The organism is Pseudomonas sp. PKS (genome assembly GCF_051913525.1).
Taxonomy (GTDB): domain Bacteria; phylum Pseudomonadota; class Gammaproteobacteria; order Pseudomonadales; family Pseudomonadaceae; genus Aquipseudomonas; species Aquipseudomonas guariconensis_D.
In genome coordinates, this window is sequence record NZ_JBEGDO010000001.1 from 209,660 (window position 1) to 228,169 (window position 18,510).

17 protein-coding genes are annotated in these 18,510 nt (G+C 65.1%); 5 read left to right on the forward strand and 12 right to left on the reverse strand.

The window, feature by feature from the left end:
- Positions 1 to 38 precede the first annotated feature (38 nt).
- The 6 genes from ABOA88_RS01005 to ABOA88_RS01030 all read right to left on the reverse strand — a co-directional run bounded on the left by ABOA88_RS01005 (position 39) and on the right by ABOA88_RS01030 (position 6,120).
- Positions 39 to 1,361 (reverse strand): hypothetical protein, encoded by a 1,323-nt coding sequence (locus tag ABOA88_RS01005; protein WP_367850779.1) that lies wholly within the window; start codon positions 1,359 to 1,361, stop codon positions 39 to 41.
- A gap of 136 nt (positions 1,362 to 1,497) precedes the next feature.
- A complete protein-coding gene (locus tag ABOA88_RS01010) occupies positions 1,498 to 2,265 on the reverse strand; it encodes an SDR family oxidoreductase (protein WP_196161853.1) in 768 nt (255 codons plus the stop codon).
- On the reverse strand, positions 2,262 to 3,053 hold the full coding sequence (locus ABOA88_RS01015) for an SDR family NAD(P)-dependent oxidoreductase (RefSeq protein WP_367850780.1): 792 nt from the start codon (positions 3,051 to 3,053) through the stop codon (positions 2,262 to 2,264). Before ABOA88_RS01015 ends, ABOA88_RS01010 begins: the two co-directional genes overlap by 4 nt.
- Positions 3,050 to 3,868, reverse strand: a complete 819-nt coding sequence (locus tag ABOA88_RS01020; RefSeq protein ID WP_196168309.1) for a molybdenum cofactor biosynthesis F family protein — start codon at positions 3,866 to 3,868, stop codon at positions 3,050 to 3,052. The genes ABOA88_RS01015 and ABOA88_RS01020 overlap by 4 nt, the downstream gene beginning before the upstream one ends.
- A gap of 75 nt (positions 3,869 to 3,943) precedes the next feature.
- Positions 3,944 to 4,621, reverse strand: a complete 678-nt coding sequence (locus ABOA88_RS01025) for a helix-turn-helix transcriptional regulator (protein ID WP_196168310.1) — start codon at positions 4,619 to 4,621, stop codon at positions 3,944 to 3,946.
- 11 nt (positions 4,622 to 4,632) lie between these two features.
- Complete coding sequence (locus tag ABOA88_RS01030) at positions 4,633 to 6,120, reverse strand: aldehyde dehydrogenase family protein (RefSeq protein ID WP_367850781.1); 1,488 nt, start codon at positions 6,118 to 6,120, stop codon at positions 4,633 to 4,635.
- Positions 6,121 to 6,432: 312 nt separating this feature from the next.
- On the opposite strand from ABOA88_RS01030, the gene ABOA88_RS01035 reads away from it, so the two are divergent.
- The 5 genes from ABOA88_RS01035 (at position 6,433) to feaR (ending at position 12,054) form a co-directional block, all read left to right on the forward strand.
- Positions 6,433 to 7,602: a p-hydroxyphenylacetate 3-hydroxylase oxygenase component gene (locus ABOA88_RS01035; RefSeq protein WP_196168312.1), complete on the forward strand. Its 1,170-nt coding sequence runs from the start codon at positions 6,433 to 6,435 to the stop codon at positions 7,600 to 7,602.
- Between the two features lie 137 nt (positions 7,603 to 7,739).
- Positions 7,740 to 8,666: a p-hydroxyphenylacetate 3-hydroxylase reductase component gene (locus tag ABOA88_RS01040; protein ID WP_196168313.1), complete on the forward strand. Its 927-nt coding sequence runs from the start codon at positions 7,740 to 7,742 to the stop codon at positions 8,664 to 8,666.
- A gap of 241 nt (positions 8,667 to 8,907) precedes the next feature.
- Positions 8,908 to 10,407 carry an APC family permease gene (locus ABOA88_RS01045; RefSeq protein WP_196168314.1) on the forward strand — a complete coding sequence of 500 codons (1,500 nt, stop codon included), beginning with the start codon at positions 8,908 to 8,910 and terminating at the stop codon, positions 10,405 to 10,407.
- The gene (locus tag ABOA88_RS01050) at positions 10,388 to 10,972 is read left to right on the forward strand and encodes a DUF3156 family protein (protein ID WP_197852900.1); all 585 of its coding nucleotides are present in this window, start codon (positions 10,388 to 10,390) and stop codon (positions 10,970 to 10,972) included. Before ABOA88_RS01045 ends, ABOA88_RS01050 begins: the two co-directional genes overlap by 20 nt.
- 116 nt (positions 10,973 to 11,088) lie before the next feature.
- Positions 11,089 to 12,054: a transcriptional regulator FeaR gene (gene feaR / locus ABOA88_RS01055; protein ID WP_196168315.1), complete on the forward strand. Its 966-nt coding sequence runs from the start codon at positions 11,089 to 11,091 to the stop codon at positions 12,052 to 12,054.
- A 40-nt stretch (positions 12,055 to 12,094) separates the two neighbouring features.
- On the opposite strand, the gene ABOA88_RS01060 is transcribed toward feaR, so the two are convergent.
- The 6 genes from ABOA88_RS01060 to ABOA88_RS01085 form a co-directional block, all read right to left on the reverse strand.
- Positions 12,095 to 13,204 carry a class II histone deacetylase gene (locus ABOA88_RS01060; RefSeq protein ID WP_196168316.1) on the reverse strand — a complete coding sequence of 370 codons (1,110 nt, stop codon included), beginning with the start codon at positions 13,202 to 13,204 and terminating at the stop codon, positions 12,095 to 12,097.
- Positions 13,201 to 14,370: an MFS transporter gene (locus ABOA88_RS01065; RefSeq protein ID WP_196168317.1), complete on the reverse strand. Its 1,170-nt coding sequence runs from the start codon at positions 14,368 to 14,370 to the stop codon at positions 13,201 to 13,203. The genes ABOA88_RS01060 and ABOA88_RS01065 overlap by 4 nt, the downstream gene beginning before the upstream one ends.
- A 10-nt stretch (positions 14,371 to 14,380) precedes the next feature.
- Complete coding sequence (locus ABOA88_RS01070) at positions 14,381 to 15,250, reverse strand: transporter (protein ID WP_367850782.1); 870 nt, start codon at positions 15,248 to 15,250, stop codon at positions 14,381 to 14,383.
- 96 nt (positions 15,251 to 15,346) lie between these two features.
- Positions 15,347 to 16,330 (reverse strand): helix-turn-helix transcriptional regulator, encoded by a 984-nt coding sequence (locus tag ABOA88_RS01075; RefSeq protein ID WP_197852897.1) that lies wholly within the window; start codon positions 16,328 to 16,330, stop codon positions 15,347 to 15,349.
- 384 nt (positions 16,331 to 16,714) lie between these two features.
- On the reverse strand, positions 16,715 to 17,080 hold the full coding sequence (locus ABOA88_RS01080; protein ID WP_367850783.1) for a cupin domain-containing protein: 366 nt from the start codon (positions 17,078 to 17,080) through the stop codon (positions 16,715 to 16,717).
- A gap of 30 nt (positions 17,081 to 17,110) precedes the next feature.
- Positions 17,111 to 18,409 (reverse strand): NAD(P)/FAD-dependent oxidoreductase, encoded by a 1,299-nt coding sequence (locus tag ABOA88_RS01085; protein ID WP_196168320.1) that lies wholly within the window; start codon positions 18,407 to 18,409, stop codon positions 17,111 to 17,113.
- Between the last annotated feature and the right edge of the window lie 101 nt (positions 18,410 to 18,510).

The following is an 18,510-nucleotide window of genomic DNA, read 5'->3' on the forward strand; positions in this document are numbered from 1 at the left end:
TGCACTGCACCGGCGGGGGTGGGTTCACCCCCGAAGGTTCAGAACGGCACTGCGATCGTCAGTTGGCTGTACACGTTGGTACCGTTGCCGCCCACCTGGTTGCCGCCGTTGCTTTCATCCTTGCGTGGCTTGTACAGCCCTAGCAGCGGGCTGATGGTCAGGTGGTCGTTGACCGCCCATTCCAGGTAAAGGTCCAGCTCCTGGGCATCCAGGTTCAGGGTGTCGCGGGTGCGCACGGTATCGAAGTCGAAGAACAGCGCGCCGACGGTGATGTCCTCACGGGGCGTGGCCTTGAGGCCGACGTGATGCACGCCGGTGTTGCTGTTGAACGGCCCGGCATAGTTGCCGGCCACCTCGCCCATCACCCAGGTGCCGTAACCGCTGGAGAACCCAGTGAACAGCGGGTCCCAGTTGTCGGAGTAGCGGGTGTAGCGGTAGGTCAGCTTTGGCGCCCAGGTGATGTCGGCGAAGGTATAGCCGGCTTCCAGGTACCAGGCCTGTTCCGGTCCACCGCGTTTATCCTGCCAGGCGTACTCGAAGGCGAAGCTGGCATTCTTTACCCCGGCATCGCCTTCACCTCGCACGCTGTAGACGTCCATGCCCTCACGGGCTTTCTGGGATTCGCTGGCCCATTGGTCGGTGACGTCGATGCCGTGTATCCAGGTCAGGCCCAGGGTGCCCAGGGCATGGGTGTAGTCCAGGATGCCGGCGGCAAGTTCGGTCTCGGCTTGGGCGCGGTTGTCCGACTTGAGCCACAGCACGCTGCCATGCAGGCCGTCCTGGCCGCCCAGGCGCAACATGGCGGTGCGGTCGAAGGCATGGCGGGCGCCGAGGTAGAAACCGCCGCCGCGATTGAGCGCACCGTCGGCCGGTCCTTTGCCCAGGTTGGGGCCGTCATCGTTGATCAGAAAGCCACTGCCCAGGTGGATCACCTGTCGTCCGCCGGAAATATCCACGCCATCTTTACCCAACAGCGGGAACATGTCGCCTGAGCGCCAGCCCAGGTAGGCATCTTCGATCTTGGTGGTGCGTTCGGAACCGTCCTGGTTGCCGCCCGCATCCCCATCGCCCCAGGCCCCGGAGCTGACCCAGTTCAGCGCGCCGTACAGGCTGCCGTTGCCGGCCAGGCCCTGGTCACCACTGACTCCATACTTGATGAACCCTTCACGCCAGGTGGAGCCTCCGGGCGTGCCGTCGTAGTTCTTGCGGCTGTTGAACATGCCCCACACCGCCAGCAGGTCGGCGTTCAGATGAGAGTCTTCGTCGGCGTACAGCTCGTAGGCGACAGCCGTCTGGCTGGCGCCCAGCAGGGCTAGAACCAGCGCCCCGGCGAGGGCGGAGCGATGTGCAGTGACAAGCATTGGCGTTCCTCGTTTCTTTTTTTTGGTGTTGTGGAGGCAAAGCGGTCGGTGTGAGCCGACAACGCGGTATTAGTGCGTGGATGCACGGCGCGGGTCTTGACCATGGCTGCCAGGGCGCTTGCACCTGGCAGCCAGTTCAGGGCGCCAGGGTCGCCTGGGTTTCGGGCAGCGTCGCACCGCCGTCCACGACCAAGGTCTGGCCGGTGATGTAGCTGGCCGCATCGCTGGCCAGAAACACCATCGCTGCTGCGATATCACCCGGCTCGCCTAGCCGGCCCAAGGGCACGCCCCGGGCGATTCGCTGGTTGTGGGCGGGGTCGCCGAGGTTGTCCATGGCCGGGGTGCGAATCATGCCCGGCTCGACCCCATTGACCCGCACACCCAAGGGCGCAAGCTCGAGCGCAGCATTGCGAATGAAGCCGTTGACCCCGGCTTTCGATGCCGCGTAGTGGCACAGCCCCGGGTACGCCACCCGCGGGCCGGTGACCGATGAGGTCGCCAGCACGCAGCCCCGACCCTGGCGGCGAAACAGCGGCAACGCACCCTGGGTCAGCCAGAACAGCGCCTCCAGGTTGACTGCCAATGTGCGTTGCAGCAGTGCAGGGTCGATGTCGGCGAAGGCGGTGAGCGGGAAGAACGCCGCGTTGTGCACCAGTACGTCCAGGCGATCCAGCCCGGCCAGCAGGGTCTGGATCGCCTGCGCATCGGCCAGGTCGATGGCCACGGCCCCCACCTCGCAGCCCCGGGCGCGCAGGCTGTCGACCAGCGCGTCGGCCGGGGTCTGGTCGAGGATCAGGACCTGGGCACCACAGCGCGCGAAGGCCTCGACGATGGCCCGGCCAATACCTTGGGCACCGCCGGTCACCAGCACGCGCTGCCCACTGAAGTCATGGTGGGCCGTCATGGCTGACCTCCCAGCTGGGCATAGGCCAGGGTCGGCACATCGACGATGGTCGAGCCACCGTCAGCGGCGATCACCGCGCCGGTAATGATGCTGGCCTCGTTGCTGAGCAGGAACCTGCACACCGCTGCGATTTCCTCGGCGCTGGCCGGGCGGCGCAGCGGTACGTCGGCGGTCACCCGGCGATAGGCGGCGTCCAGGTCCTCAGCGTGATGGTCCATCAGCACCTGCATCTCCTGGTCGGCCATGGGCGTGCGCACCCAGCCTGGGCACACACAGTTCACCCGCACACCCTCTGGCCCGTAGTCGCGGGCCAGGGAGCGCGTCAGGCCGATCAAGGCATGCTTGGCGGTGGTGTAGCCGCACACGGCCGGCCCTGCCGCCAGGGCCGCGATGGAGCCGAGCAATACCAGGCTGCCACGGCGCTCGCGCAGCAGCGGCACGCAGGCTCGTGCGGTGTGGAAGGCGCTGTCCAGGTTGCTGCGCAGGGCGGCCTGCCAGTCTTCATCGGAGGTCTGGCAGGCGGTGCCCAGGCCGTGGCCGCCGGCGCTAGCGATCACGCCGTCGAGGCCACCGCAATGGGCCCGGATCTGTTCGATAAGGCCCGGCCAGGTGGCACTGTTGGCGACATCGGCAGCCAGCACCAGCCCGCCGGTGTCCTCAGCCACACGCTCCAGCGCAGCCTGGCGACGGCCTACCAGCACAGTGCGCCAGCCTTGGGCCGCCAGCAGCCGGGCGCAGGCCTCACCGATGCCGCTGCCGGCACCGGTGATGAGCACACTGCCGCTCACAGGCCGTACTCCGTGCGGTTGAGGACGCTGCAATGGGAGGACACCGGGAAGTTCGACAAGGCGTCGAAGTCAGCGCCTTGGTAGCCAAAGATCTTGCCGTCGCTGCGGTGCTGTTGCAGGTCGATCATCACCAGGCCCAGGGTCGGCACGATCTTTTCGCGCCAGACGAACAGGTACAGCTGTTCGGCGATCTTGTAATAGTGCGCGCGGTCGGTGTCGCACAAGCCTTGTTCGACCCCCTTGAGGCACTGCCAGCTGTAGTAGCGGTCGTTGAGGTAGATGTGCTCGTACTCTTCCGTGGGGCTGTAGCGGTAGCGATTGCGCAAGCCCACCAGCTCCTGGGTCGGTGCATGAGGGCAGGCGCCATCCTGCCAGGGGTGGTCCAGGCTGCCGTGATGGAAGTGCGCCTGCACATCGGTCAATGGCTCGCCGGCCAGGGCGCGGGCATACAACCCCCGCTCGACCTGGGAGGCCTCGGGCAGGCGACCGAGCACGGCGGTGAAGGACTGGCTGAGGGTGTCCAGCACCAGGGAAATCGACCAGGCCTTGCCGGCTTCGTGCTTGATGAAGTCGACCAGGTAGATGCCAGGACGCACCGAGGTCGCCCGGTACGGCGCACTGCCGGCGCTGTGTCCGTCGGCGGCGTGCCAGTGCAGGGCTTGGGCGTCGAAACGGTGCTCGATGATCCAGCCATTGGCGAAATGCAGGGTCAAGGTACGCCCGGCCAGGTCCGCCAGCTGCGGCAGGATGAACGCCTCGGGGGCGAAGCCTTCGGCAAGGGCGCCCACGGTGATCCAGTCGGTTGGGTTCGGCATGTCGGTACTCCTGTGAAAGTGGAGCCCACAGGGTGCCGGGATGCGCCGGGGCGCGGTATCAACCGGATGGTTGAGTCACAGGTACAAGGTGCTGACCAGCTCGGTGCGGTTGCTCACGCCCAGCTTGCGGAACAGGTTGATCAGGTGCGTCTTGATCGTCGGCAGGCCGATGGCCAGGGCGCGGGCGATGTCCTTGTTGCTGGCGCCGTCGCGCAGCAGTTCGGCGATCTGCCATTCGCGGGGCGTCAGTGCCTGGGTGGCGATCGGCTTGGCCGTCGTCGACGGTTGGTTGGCCACGGCCATTTGCATCAGGCCGTGCAGCGGGAGCAGGCGGTCGAGTTCCTCGCCACGGAACTCGCCCAGGTTTGCGCCGCGCAGCAACGACACCCCGGCTAGGGGGCGACCGCCGACCTGGGCAATGATCTCCACCACGTCCACGACCTGATGGCGCTGAAGAAAACCCCGGTAGGCCTGGCCCTGGGCCGGCGGCAAATGCGCAAGCCCTTGGCGCAAGGACACCACCGGACGCCCCAGCGCCAGGCAGCGCCCAGGTTGCAGGGGGTCGTACTCACGGTAGTGTTCCAGGTAGCGCCGGTGCATCGGCAGTTGCATGTCCTGCAGTAGAAAGTCGCAGGCCTGCTGCTGGCTGTCGATGCGGTAGAACGCAGCCAGGGACGCCGGCACCTGCTGGCTGAACGCCTGCAGGCAATAGCGGCCCAGTGCATCGTCGGATACCACAGCCGATGCGTTCATGGTGGCAGCCCTCAGTAGCGGATCATCACCGATTTGAGTTCGGTGAAGTCGTCGATGAATGCCGAACCGAACTCCCGGCCAATGCCCGAGGCCTTGATGCCGCCGAACGGCACGGCAGGGTCGAGCAGGGTGTGCATGTTCACCCACAGGGTGCCGGCCTGGATCTCGGGGATCAGGCGCATGGCCTTGGCCAGGTCGTTGGTCCACAGGCTGGCACTGAGTCCGTAGGGCGTGGCGTTCATCAGGTGCAGGAGTTCGTCCTCGGTGTCGTAGGGCAGGAAGGTTGCCACTGGGCCGAAGGTTTCCTGGTTGAGCAGGGTGTCATTGGGGGAACGGGCAAGGATCACCGTGGGGTCGACGAAGCAGCCCGGACCGTCGCCGATCCGGCCGCCATGAATGATCTGGCTGCCTTCGGCGCGGGCGGTGGCGAACAGCTCACCCAACTTGCGCTGATGCGGCTTGTTGGCCACGGGACCGAACTGGGTGCTCTCGTCCAGTGGCGAGCCGATTTTCAATTGGCCCAGGCGCTCGGACAGGGCTTCAAGCAAGGGCTCGATGCGCGTGCGGTGCACATAGAAGCGCTCGCCAGCGGCGCAGATCTGCCCCGAATGCAGGAAGCCGGCCTCGATCACCCCTTCCACCGCCTTGTCGAGCGGTACATCGGGCAGGAACGCCACGGCGTTCTTGCCGCCCAGCTCCAGGGTCGCCCGGGTCAGCTTGGCGCCCATGGCCGTCTGGCCCACGGCAATGCCGGTGGGCACGGAACCTGTGAACGACACCTTGTCAGTACCAGGGTGCTCCACCAATGCCTTGCCCACTGTGCCTGCGCCGGTCAGCACGTTCAGGGCGCCCGCGGGCAACCCGGCTTCGCTGGCGAGCTCGGCGATCCGCAGGAGGGTCAAGGGCGTGAACTCGCTGGGCTTGAGGATGATGCTGCAACCGGTGGTCAGGGCGGAGGCCAGTTTCCAGATGGCGATCATGGTGGCGAAGTTCCACGGCACGATGCCCACCACCACACCGATCGGCTCGCGCAGGGTGTACGCACTGTAACGTTCACCTGCGAAGGAGGGCAGGGACGGGGTGATGGTCTGGCCGGTGATCTTGGTTGCCCAGCCGGCGTAATAGCGCAAGAAGTGCGCGGCCTGCTCCACCTCGAAGGCACGCGCGATGCCGATCAGTTTGCCGGACTGCAAGGTCTCCAGCTGCGCCAGTTCCTCGCGGTTGGCTTCCAGCAGATCGGCCAGGCGCAACAGGACCGAGGCACGCGCTGCGGGGCTGGTTCGTGACCAGGCCTGGAAGCCCTCGCGCGACGACGCCACGGCGCGCTCGACATCGGCCTGGCTGGCGTCGGCCACCTGGGCGAGGGTTTCGCCATTGGCTGGGTTGACCACGGCGATCCGCGTCGCGGATTGGCTGGCGACGGTTTCACCATGGATATACAGGCCATGGTCACGCGCGAGGAAGGCAGTGACCGAGGGCAGCAAAGAGATGTCGCTCATGGGCGGGCTCCGGGTAGGGTCGATGGGGGTGGCACGCCCCTTGCATGCCTGTGGAGGCGGCCGTCAGGGCGAGGAGGCGCGAGCCCCTGGGATACATGCGTCAGGCCGAGCTTAAAGCTGGCCCTGCCGTGGTTCTTGTCTGCCTGTGCCAATGCCCATGACCCAGGCTGCCAGCCTGAGCGAGCCCATGAAAAGTACAATTCGAGCTGCGGAAGGTGCATTTCCAGCGCCGCCGGATGGCTCCCATACTGGCCCGGCATTCATCAGCGAGACGCCACCGCTCGCCAAGGTCCAATAACAATGAGCCAGACCATGAAAAAGCCAAATTCCCTGCTGGAAGACCTCAAGCCGCTGCTGCCCGCCATCGCCGCCAATGCTGCCCAGGCCGAGCGTGAGCGCACCGTGCCCGCTGAAAACATCGCGCTGCTCAAGGGCATCGGCTTGCACAGGGCCTTTTTGCCCAAGCCTTACGGTGGCCTGGAGATCAGCTTGCCGGCATTCGCCGAATGCATCGCCACCTTGGCCGGCGCTTGCGCCAGTACCGCCTGGGCGATGAGCCTGCTGTGCACCCACAGCCATCAACTGGCAATGTTCCCGGCCCGGTTACAGGAGGAAATCTGGGGCACGGACCCGGATGCGACCGCCAGCAGCAGCATCGCGCCGTTCGGCCGCACCGAGGAGGTCGACGGCGGCGTGCTGTTCAGTGGCGAGATGGGCTGGAGCAGCGGCTGCGACCATGCCGAATGGGCGATCATGGGCTTTCGCCGCGCCAACGACGAAGGCGGGCAGGACTATTGCTTCGCGGTACTGCCGCGCAGCGACTACCAGATCCGCGACGACTGGTATGCCGTGGGCATGCGCGCCAGTGGCAGTCGTACCTTGGTTGTCGAGCGCGCCTTCGTGCCCGAATACCGGATCCAGAAAGCCAAGGACATGATGGAAGGCAAGTCCGCAGGCTTTGGCCTTTACCCGGACAGCCAGATCTACTTCAACCCTTATCGTCCGTACTTCGCCAGCGGCTTCTCCACGGTCAGCCTGGGGATCGCAGAGCGCATGCTCGAGGTGTTCCGCGACAAGACCCGCAACCGCGTGCGTGCCTACACCGGGGCCGCGGTCGGTGCGGCGACGCCGGCGCTGATGCGCCTGGCCGAGTCCACCCATCAAGTGGCGGCGGCGCGCGCCTTGCTGGAAAAGAGCTGGGAGGAGATCGCTGAATTCAGCGCCCGCCACCAGTACCCGACGCGCACGCAACTGGCGTTCTGGCGCACCAATCAGGGCTACGCCACCAAGATGTGCATCCAGGCGGTGGATCGCCTGATGGAAGCCGCCGGTGGCGGCGCCTGGTTTGAAAGCAACGAGATGCAGCGGCTGTTCCGCGATGCGCACCTGACCGGCGCCCACGCCTACACCGACTACGACGTGTGCGCGCAGATTCTCGGGCGCGAGTTGATGGGCCTGGAGCCGGATCCGGCGATGACCTGAGGGGCCATGCCCACGCAGTGACGGATGTGACCATTCGCGGGTAAACCCGCTCCCACGACTCACCACAGGCCCCTGTGGAAGCGGGTTTATCCGTGCATGGGCCGACGCCAATCTCAAAACAAGAACAGGAGCCTTGCATGTCCACTTCCTTCGATGCCCGCGCCTTTCGTCGCGCGTTGGGCAACTTCGCCACTGGCGTTACCGTGATCACCGCTGCCGATGCCAGCGGTCGCAAGGTTGGCGTCACCGCCAACAGCTTCAATTCGGTATCCCTCGACCCGCCGTTGATCCTTTGGAGCCTGGACAAACGCTCCAGCAGCCATGCCGTGTTCGAGGCCGCCGAGCACTTTGCCGTGAACGTGCTGGCCGCCGATCAGATCGACCTGTCCAACACCTTCGCCCGCCCCAGCGAAGACCGTTTTGCCGGTATCGAGCATGAGGAGGGCGAGGGCGGTGCGCCCTTGTTGCCGGATTGTGCGGCGCGCCTGCGTTGCCAGAAGTACCAGCAGCTTGACGGGGGCGATCACTGGATTCTGATCGGCAAGGTGCTGGCCTTCGACGACCTGGGGCGCTCGCCGTTGCTGTATCACCAGGGTGCCTACTCCATGGTATTGCCCCATACCCGCATGACTCGCCGCAGCGAGGGGCAGCCGCCCAGCAGTCATTTCCAAGGGCGCTTGCAGCACAACCTGTACTACCTGATGACCCAGGCGCTACGCGCCTACCAGGCCAGCTATCAGCCGCAGCAACTGGCCACAGGCCTGCGCACCAGCGAAGCACGCATGCTCATGGTGCTGGAGCACGACGCAGGCCTGGCACTGCCTGAATTGTTGCGCGAGGTGGCGATGCCTGAGCGGGAAATCGTCGAGGCCGTCGCCAACCTCTCGCGCAAGGGATTGGTCAGCGATGACAACGGTCGGGTGTGCCTCACCGACAAGGGCCGTGACGAGACCGAAGGGCTATGGAGCCTCGCCCAAGCCCAGCAAGACCGGGTGTTCGGGCAATTCAGCGATCAACAGCTGGAGACCTTCAAGACGGTGCTCAAGGCAGTGATACAGGGCTGACTGCCCGACCCTGCGGATGAACGGTCTTCGCGCGTTCATCTGTGCCGCACCTATGCGTGGCAAGGGCGTTGGAGCGCGAAGCCTGGGCGTCTGGCAGCCAGCAACAAGCCCCACGGCAGCCAGCGTCAAGACCGGCGCCGGCCACTGGCGCACAGTGCCAGGGCAGGCTGGGCGATCGCGAGCACTTGCGATACGCCTGGCTTGCGGGCATTTTCTCCCTCGTCTAGCCAGGGCACTTCCCATGACAATCAACAATAAGCTCACTGAGCACCTGAACCGTGGCAGCGTCGGTTTCCCCACCGCGCTGGCCAGTACCGTCGGCCTGATCATGGCCAGTCCGGTCATCCTCACCGCGACCATGGGCTTCGGCATTGGCGGCAGCGCCTTCGCCGTGGCCATGGTGATCGCCGCGCTGATGATGCTGGCGCAGTCCACCACCTTTGCCGAGGCGGCGGCGATCCTGCCGACCACCGGCTCCGTCTATGACTACATCAACTGCGGCCTGGGGCGTTTCTTCGCCATCACCGGCACCCTCTCGGCTTACCTGATCGTGCATGTCTTCGCCGGTACCGCCGAGACCATCCTCTCGGGGGTGATGGCCTTGGTGAACTTCGAGCACCTGAACACCCTGGCCGAATCGGCGGGTGGCTCCTGGCTGCTGGGCGTCGGCTTCGTGCTGGTGTTCGGCGTGCTGAACGCGTTCGGCGTCAGTGCCTTCGGCCGTGCCGAGGTGGTGCTGACCTTCGGCATGTGGACCACCCTGATGGTGTTTGGCGTGCTCGGCCTGCTGGCCGCGCCGGCGGTGGAGCTGGACGGGCCGTTCGGTGTGTCGATGGTCGGAACCGACCTGGTCACGGTGCTCTCGCTGGTGGGCATGGCGATGTTCATGTTCGTGGGCTGCGAGTTCGTCACGCCCCTGGCACCAGAGTTGCGCCGTTCGGCCTGGGTGATGCCAAAGGCCATGGCCCTGGGCCTGTTCGGTGTGGCCAGCTGCATGTTCATCTATGGCGCGGCCATGAAGCGCCAGGTGGAGAACGTGGTGCTCGACGCCGCCACCGGGCTGCACCTGCTGGATACGCCCATGGCGATTCCGCGCTTCGCTGAGCAGGTGATGGGCGATATCGGGCCGATCTGGCTGGGTATCGGCTTCCTGTTCGCTGGTGCTGCCACCATCAACACCCTGATGGCCGGGGTGCCGCGCATCCTCTACGGCATGGCGGTCGATGGTGCGCTGCCCAAGGTCTTCACCTACCTGCACCCGCGCTTCAAGACACCATTGGTGTGCATCCTGGTGGTAGCGCTCATCCCGTGCCTGCACGCCTGGTACCTGGGCGGCAATACCGACAACATCCTGCACCTGGTGCTGGCCGCTGTTTGCGCCTGGAGCACGGCCTACCTGCTGGTGACCCTGTCGGTGGTGATCCTGCGTATCCGCAGGCCCGACCTGCCGCGGGCCTATCGCTCGCCACTGTTCCCGCTGCCGCAGATCGTCTCGAGCATCGGCATCGTGCTGGGCATGTGGTTCATCACCCCGCCAGGCATGGACCCGGCCGATGTGTACGTACCCTTCGCGGTGATGCTGGGCGGCACCGCGGCCTACGCGCTGTTCTGGACGCTGTGCGTGCAGAAGGTCAACCCATTCAAGCCGGCACGGGTCGAGGAGGTGCTGGAGAAAGAGTTCAACGCCGAGCCCGGCCACGCCCACTCCCAGCAGGTGCAGCATGTCAGCGAGCTGGCTTGAGCGTCTCACCGGCCCGCGTACGCCGGCCGGCTACCGACCTGGGGTGACCCTTGGGCATCTGCAGCGCAACCTAGGCCTGGGCGATTTCACGTGCCTGGAGCGTGGTCTTGCCCGCTTTACCTACCGCAAGGATGGTCCGGTGCTGGAGGTGAGCGAGCGCACAGAAAGCCACCTGCTGATGCACCTGGTGATGTGCCAGTTCAGCCTGCGGGTGCCAACTAGGCAGACGGGTGCGTTGCGTCTGGAGGTGCGGCACAGCGGCCTGGTGCGGCGCGCGGGCCTGGTGTGTCGGCTGCGTGACGGGGATCGGGCGCGCTTTGAGGACTTCGAGTACCGCCTCAGCACTGACGCCACACTGCGCTCGGCGCTGATGCCGCTGGACTTCAAGCGCCTGGCGCTGGAGTGCCACAGCGGCCAGTGGCACGTCACCCTGGAGCATATGGGTGGCAGTGAAGTGGTCAACCGCATGCCAGCGTTCCGGCGCTACATCCCCCTTGGCACTGATCAGCGCAGCCATCTCTGGCGAGCCTTCGACGCACTGGAGCAGGCTTTGCGCGACAGCTGAAGGCCCGCCCGGTCGCCCGGCTTTCCTCTACACGTGAACGATGACAGTTGTGCGCTCATTGATAACATGTTAACAATTGGCGCATAACTACAAATGCTTCGCGTGTGGAGGCCTCCATGCCCAATGCTCAACCCACCCCTGGACTCAACAGCGACGGTCTGGACCGCTGGACCTCGGCCATGCAACAAGTCTGTGGCCGTTTCGAAACGGAGCTTGCGTTCAATCGCTCGCTGTTCATCGGCGAGATCTCGACCTGTTCCCGCGCAGGTCTACCCTTGGCCAACCTGCGCACCAACGCCGGCAATATCCGCCGCCTGGGCGATAACGCCGACTGCGATGACGACCAACACTGCTTTCTGGTCAGCCAGCGCACCGGGTACTCCCAAGTGACCCAGGATGGCGTCAGCATACAACTCGCGCCAGGCGAGCTGCTGCTGATGGATTCGGTCGGCCCCTGTGAAATCACACCGTTCGGGTTGATCGAGCACACGTCCCTGTCGTTGTCCCGGGAACAGGTGCGTCGCCACCTGCAAGGCCAGGACACATTGTTCGGCAAGATTTCCTCGACCAACGCCTGTGGGCGCATGCTGCACCTGTTGATGGACCAGCTGTGCCGCGAAGGCGATGAGGGAGCCGTCCCCAGCACTCAGGGTGATGCCTTGCAAGCGGCATTCATTGCCCTGCTCGAGCCGGGCTTCGAACGCAGCGAGGACAGCGCCTGCAACCTGGCCGGCCTGAACGGCGCGAACCTGCGCAGCTACGTGCAAAAGGTCATTGATGAGTCCCTTGGCGAGCCTGGGCTGACGCCGGCGAGCCTTGCCAGTCGGCTGAGCATCTCGGTGCGTCACCTGTACCGATTGTTCGAAGAAGAGGGCGACAGCGTCTGTCGTTACATCCAGCGCTCACGCCTGCGGCGCAGTGCCGATGACTTGTCCAACCCGTTCCTCAGGGGCGAATCGATCACCTCGATCGCCTACAAGTGGGGGTTCACCGACTCGGCGCATTTCAGCCGTTCGTTCAAGAAACAGTTCGAGCAGTCGCCCAAGGACTACCGGGCCATGGCCCTGTTTGCCGGGCGCTAGACCTACAAAAAAAAGGGGCTGCAACGCAGCCCCTGAGCTTTCATAGCAACCGTGTAGCCAAGTTCTGCACATACTCGGCCAGGAATCTTCCATGGGCCGCCCCCGGTTGCTGCGCCTGGATGAACGGCAGCATGGGGTCTTGCACCGCCGTGCGCACGCCTACCAGTTCCTCGATCGCCGCCAATCCGCAGAACGGCACATAGGCTTCCGAGTAGCCCCCTTCATGCACCAGCACCAGGCGCCCGGCGCAATGCTGCTCGGCGGCCTCACGCAGCAGCGCGGTCATCGCACGGAACGAATCGCTGTGCAGCAGCATGCGTGCGAGCGGGTCCACCGCGTTGGCGTCGTAACCGCAGGCGACCACGATCAGCTCGGGGGCGAAACGCTCCAGCGCCGGCAGCACGATCTGTCGCATCGCGTGCAGGTAGGCGTCGTGGCCACTGCCGGCCGGTAGCGGGATGTTCAGGTTGAAGCCTTCGCCCGCGCCCTGGCCGCGGTCTTCGGCGCCACTGTAGCCTGGCGGATAGCAGTGCTCCTGATGCAGCGAAATGGTCAGCACATCACTGCGTGATTCGTAGATCGACTGGGTGCCGTTGCCGTGATGCACGTCCCAGTCGATCACCGCCACCTTGTTCAAGCCATGACGTGCCTTGGCCGCTTCGATGGCGATGGGGATGTTGGCCAGGAAACAAAAGCCCATGGCCTGATCGGCCAGGCAGTGGTGCCCAGGCGGGCGTGACAGCGAGTAGGCATTGTCGGCTTCACCGCGCAGCACGGCGTCCACCGCGGCAATGGCAAGGCCTGCCGAACGCTTGGCGATTTCATAGCTGCCGGGACCGACTGGTGCCTGTGGCCCCAGCTCGCCACCCCCGGCATCGCTCAGTGCCTTGAAGCGTTGCAGGTAGTCCGGCGAATGCACCCGCAGCAGGTCTGCTTCGTCGGCCGACGGCGCACTGTGTTGCCGCAGGGCCTGGCTCAGGCCGGAGACATCCAGCAGGTTTTTCAGGCGGCGCTTGGTTTCCGGCGATTCGGCAAAGCCGGCCGCGGCAGGGGGCTGCACCCAGCCGCCAACCGGTAGGGTCAAGGCATGCATGCCGGCGCTGTGCCAGAAACACAGCTCATCGAAGAAGAAGGCGGTACGACGGGTCATGGGTGTACTCCAGTGGTGACGAGAAAACGGCAACGGCGGGTGATCATCAGCGCGGTAAAGGCCAGCAACAGGCAGCAGGCGCTGCCGATCAGGACGCTGCGCATGCCCAGACCCGTCTCCAGCACAGGGCCTGCGATGGCCGGGCCCAGGGCAAGGCCACCGCCAATGACCAAGTTGGCGCTGTTCATCAGCCGGCCATGGCGGTCCAAGTCGGCCAGGCAGGCCAGGATGAAGGGCAGCACGAAGGTCCAGCAGAACTTGAACAGCAGGGCGGCGCCGGCGAAGCGCAACAGGCTCGGGGCGTCCAGCAGCAGGCAGATGGCAGCGGTCATCAGCCCGAGGCCCAGGCCCAGGAGCCGGTTGCGAGGCCAGCGTGGCCCAATCAGGGTGGCGCACAGGGAGCCGGCGATACCTAGCAGGGTGGCGATCGACAGGATCCGACCACTGTCGGCAGGTTCGATGGCCGAGTCGGCGGCGACGCTGCCGATGAATGTCCATACCGCACTGAGCCCGGCATAGAACACCAGGACCGCGAACAGACCGCACAAGCCGGGCAGCCAGCCTTGGCCGGTCGGTGGGCTCACCGCATGCCGGCCGTTGCTGGCCTTGCCGGCACTGAACGCGCCGGCCAGCGGCAGGCACAGCACCATCAGCATGGCCAGACCGAGGTAAAGGGCCTTGAGCCCATAATTGGCGAACAGCGGTGGCAGCACCCACAGCCCGACCGCACCGAGGATCAATTGCCCGCTGACCCACAGGCCATAGACGCGGTCTGCCTGCGGGCTCTGCGCCGCGCTGGCGATGCACACCACCATCAGGCTGCCGCCGGCCAGGGCACTCAGGGCGCGCAAGGCCATCAGTGTGACGTACTGGTCGCTGAAGGCGCTCGCCAGGTTGGCGCCGATGAACAGCAAGGCTGCGCCCCGGGCTACCTGGCGCCAGTCCCAACGTGATTGCCAGTAGTAGGCGGGTAGGGTGGCCAGGCTCATGGCGGCCAGTTCAACGGAAAACAACTGGCCTATTCGCGCCGGGCCCAGGCCCAGTTGCAGGGCGTATTGGGTCGCGACGGCCGGTGCGGTCATCAGCACGCAGGGCACCACGGCGGCGAACAGCACGATGGCCAGCAGGCGCAGGGGCGCCAGGCCGATTGCAGGAAACAGGGTCATGGCGCTTTCCTCAGAAGACGTGGACGAAACGCAGCAGCAGGTTGTCCTGCGCGTAGGCGTTGTCGGTCGATACGTTGCGGGTCAGGCCCAGCAGCACTTGGTTGCGTGAGTCGAGCCAGTGGCCGAGTTCGAATCCGGCCTGGGTGTAGCGTTGGTGGGTATCGTCCAGACGCCGACCGTCGAGCTCCAGTTCGCCGCCATCGGCATGGATCAGGCGCAAGGCGCCGTAGGTGGTGGGGGTCAGATCGTAGGAGGCGAACGCCTGCAGGCGGTACAGCGGCTTTTGCTGCAGATCGGCGCCGTAATAATCGTCGTTCTTGCCGTACAGCTGGGCTTCAAGGTTGGCTTCGAGCAGCCAGCGCTCACCCACACCTTGGGTGTAGTTGTAGTTCAGGTGCAGTGCCCAACGGTTGGCGCCGGGCGACACGTCCGGGTTCTGGCTGTGGTACTCGCCCACCGGCACGCTGAGCAAGCCCAGCAGCCCGCTGTAGGTGCGGCTCTGCGGGTCGTTGATGAAAAACAGCGTGCCGCCGACCTGCGGGTCGCCCACGCCACGCTCGCGGCGATGCTCGTTGGCACCGGGCAGGCGCGCTTCGGTGTCCACGTAGGGCACGATGAACTGGGGCGTGCAGAGGGTGCCGCAGATGTCGCTGAACCACAGCTGGCGGTAGGCGAAGGCGTTGACCGAGAGGTCCGCCTTGCCATTGTCGTCGCCTGCCCCGTGATAGTCCCCGGAGCGGGTCAGTGGCAGGTAGGCTACCCCCAGGCTGGTCCCCACCGGAGCCGTGACGAAGTCACGGGCGTTGAGGTCGGCGGCCTGGGCATCTGGCCAGGCCAGGGCCAGGGGGAGGAGTAACGCGCAGGTACGGCGGTGGTGCATGGGGCTGTTCCTTTGTTGTTGTGATAGGTGAACGGCAGGCAAAGCATCCCCAAACCCGCCATGGGACACGGCGGGGCGAGGTGGGTCAGGGCAAGGTCAGCTGGGTGGGTGGTGCAGCCGCTGGGTGATACCGGCTTTGCTGTTGACGCCCAGCTTGGTGTAGATGCTGCGGATGTGGTGGCGCACGGTGTTGGGGGCGACGCCGAGCTGGCGAGCGATTTCTTTGTAGGTATCGCCCGCGCCGAAGCGCTCGGCCACATCGGCTTCGCGGGCGCTGAGCAGGCTCAAGGCCGAACGTGGGCGGGCCGTCAGCAGGAACAGATCGCCCACGGCGGTGGAGTCCAGTTGCAACTGGCGGCCACGGTAGCTGTCTGGGCTGACTTGCTCAGGCAGGTGCGGGCCGGTCCAATCCGGCCACTCCAGCAGCAGGCGTTCGACGAAGCCGCGCTCGGCGTAGTGCAGCGTGCCTTGGCGGTCGCACACGGCCAAGGCCAGGGTGTTGGCGCCGTCGAGTGCTTCGCGCAATGCGACCAGGGCACGAATCTGGTTGGCGCCCTCAGCGGCCACCAGGTGCGGCATCAGGTGGTCCAGCAGAAAACACTCATGAGCGGTAAAGCGGGTGGCGCCGATCGCCCGATAGAGTGTCAGGTGCACGCTGAGCTGGGTCTGCGGGTCGATATGGATGATGCACAAGAACTCGCCGAACCCGTGCTTGACGCCCAGCCAGCGCAGGCCGCAAGGCGTTTCCCTGGCTTGGCTGTCGACGATGACCGCGCGTCCGGGGCAGGCATGGACCAGGCCGACCGTAGGGTCCTGATCGCGGATCGACTGCCAGTCTTGCAGGTATTCAGGCGGCAGGCCGAAGACATGACTGCTGTGCTCATCGGGCAGCCCGTCGATCAGCGCGGCACGCCCCCACCAGGCCTGGTCGAACGGGATCAACGCCCGGACCCGTTGCAGGATCTGGTCATGGAAGCGCGACAGCGGCTGCTCTTGGGCCAGGCGCTGCAACTCCAGCACCAAGGCGTTGAACTGCGTGAAACCGGGAGACGCGAGAAAGTCGGAATTGGAGCTGCACATAGGCGGTACCTGGCTGAGACGTTCTTGTTGTTGTCAGGGCCTGTGAAGAAGTATCGCCAAGGTCGGCAGGTGAGGGCCATCCTGCAAATGCAGGATGCAGTGACGTCGCGTTCCCAAGGCTGTCGTGCACGAAGCTGTGGGAGCGGGTTCACCCGCGAATGCGTCGGTGAAGGCACTGACGCTTTCGCGGGTGAGCCCGCTCCCACAGGGGAGGCGTGGAGGCTGTTGCTGATGATGAGCAGCGGGGATTGCGATACGGGATGACGCTGCCCCAGGTGTTGTCGCGCACAAAACTGTGGGAGCGGGTTTACCCGCGAATGCGTCGGTGAGGGCACTAACGCTTTCGCGGGTAAATCCGCTCCCACGGGAGAGGCGTCGTAGGGGTCAGGCTACCGCCAGGTAGTGCTTGACGAAGGTCTCGCTGAGCACTTCCCAGAGCACAGGGGTGCCCTTGGTGACGAACCAGGCGTCGCCGGCTTTGTAGCGGGTGACCTGGCCGGTGGATTCGTCGGTGAGCTGGATTTCACCGGTGACGATCAGCGCCTGCTCGCTGAATGGATAGACCATGCGGAACTTGCCGCGGGTGGTGCCGAAGTAAGCGCTGCTGACTGGGTCGGTCGGGGCGCCGTGGGTCATCTTGCCGTAGCACTTGACCTCGCCTTCGAGGATGGTCGAGCCCAGGTCGGCAACGGTGCCCCAGGCGTCGAGTTCGGACAATTGCACGCCTTGGCGGACGGCGGTAAGGGTCATGGGGTATCTCCAGTAGTTGAGAGTCAGCGGTCAACGACGGCCGTTGAAGAAGCCCGACAGCTGATGCACGGTCTTGCCGGCAGTCAGCAGCAGTGGGCGGATATGGTCCTTGCCGAGGATCCGCGCGTGCTTGACCGAGCTGATCAGGTCATAACGCGAGGAGCCTTCGTGCATGCCTTCGGCGAGGATCTTGCAAATGATGTGGCTGGGTGTGACGCCGAAGCCCGAATAGCCCTGCACGTAGAAGGCATTGGGGCGGTTGCTCAAGGTGCCGATCTGCGGGAACAGGTTGGCGCTGGTGGCCATCGGGCCGCCCCAGGCCAGGTCGATGCGCACGTCCTTGAGGTACGGGAAAATCTTCAGCATCAGGTTGCGGTTCCAGGCTTTGAGGTCCTGGGGGATGTGCTCGACGAAGGGCGTGGCGGCACCGAACAGCAAGCGGTTCTCGCGGGTCACGCGGTAGTAGTCGATCACTGGGCGGATATCGCTGTAGGCGCCGCGAATCGGGCTGATGCGCTGGATGAGCTCGTCCGACAGCGGCTCGGTCATCATCTGGAAGGCGTAGGTGTTGATGGTCTTGGCGTGCAGTTCAGGCTCGAGCTTGTTGAGGAAGCTGTCACAGGCCCACAGCAACTTGCTGGCCTTCACCGAACCGCGGCCGGTGCGCACGGTAATGCGCTCGCCGTACTGCACTTCCAGTGCCGGGCTGTGTTCGAAGATGCGTGCGCCATGACCCACCAACGCCTGGGCTTCGCCGAGCAGCAGGTTGAGCGAATGCACGTGGCCGCCCCCCATGTGCAGCAGGGCGCTGCTGTAGGCGTCCGAGCCGATGATCTGCTTGACCTCCGAGCCGCCCAGGAAGCGGATCTCGTCCTTCTGGTTGATGGCCTTGAAGTCCTTTTCCCAGGCGCGCAGGGTCTTTTCCTGACGGGCATTGAAGCCCATGTAGCCATAACCGTGGCAGAAGTCGGCATCGATGGCGTAACGGGCGATGCGTTCCTTGATGATGCCGGCACCCAGCTCGCTGATCTCGAAGATCTCGCGCAGGCCTTGGTCGCCGACGCTGGCCTTGATCTTCTCGAGGTCATGGCCGATGCCGGCCATGATCTGTCCGCCGTTGCGCCCGGTGCCGCCGAAGCCCAGGTAGCGGGCTTCGAGCACTACGATGTTGGTGATGCCTTTTTCCGCGAGCTCCAGGGCAGTATTGATGCCGGAAAAACCGCCACCGATCACCACCACGTCGGCGTCGATGTCGCTTTCCAGGGTCGGGAAACTGAGGTTGTACTTCTTGGTGGCCGTGTAGTAGGTCGGCGTTTCGATGTTGATCATGGCGCAGCCTGGACAGTTGGAATTATTGATGTGGGCTTGCTTTAGCCGTTGCGCGGTATACGTATTGAGCGCCTAACGACCGGTAGGTGTCTTGCCTGTGG